The sequence below is a fragment of the Clostridium sp. CCUG 7971 genome, from assembly GCF_017590215.1.
GTDB lineage: Bacteria > Bacillota > Clostridia > Peptostreptococcales > Peptostreptococcaceae > Faecalimicrobium.
Genome location: NZ_JAFFPK010000242.1, coordinates 1 through 666, shown reverse-complemented (window position 1 = coordinate 666; position 666 = coordinate 1). Strand labels below are relative to the sequence as shown.

Below are 666 nucleotides of genomic sequence, written 5' to 3'. Positions count from 1 at the left end.
ACTGTCATACCACCTCTTGTAGAATACTTAAATCCTAACGCTTTGATGTGGTCTAGTAATATAGCCGTTTCTGTATTTCCATGCTTTCTAAAGCACTTATCTATTATTTTTCCAAGAGACTTTTTGTCAACTAAGAAATCAATTTCTAATCCAAATGGATCTACATTTCTATCTACAAATCCTAAATCTTGAGGTACATTTTCGTTGAATATAAATCTACCAACTGTACTTTCAACTAGAGATTTTCTTCCATCAGGAAGTACTATTCTCATTTTAACTTTAGAATGTAAGTGAACTGCTTGGTTTTGGTAAGCAAGTAATAACTCGTTAAAGTCTTTAAATATTGTACCATGGCCTGGAGCATAATCTTGTTCTTCTATTGTTAAGTAGTAACATCCTAAAACCATATCCTGAGAAGGAGTAGTTATTGGTGTACCATCTTTAGGAGCAAGTATGTTATTTACTGATAACATTAAGAATCTCGCTTCTGCTTGTGCTTCTACTGATAAAGGTACGTGTACCGCCATTTGGTCACCATCGAAGTCGGCATTGTATGCTGTACATACAAGTGGATGTAGCTTTATAGCTTTTCCTTCAACTAAAACTGGTTCAAATGCTTGTATACCTAATCTATGAAGAGTAGGAGCACGGTTAAGAAGTACTGGG

The 666-nt window shown here is 35.0% G+C and carries 1 pseudogene; it reads right to left on the bottom strand.

What is annotated here, in order from left to right:
* Positions 1–666: pseudogene (locus JWF52_RS19060) on the bottom strand (DNA-directed RNA polymerase subunit beta'); the annotation flags it as partial.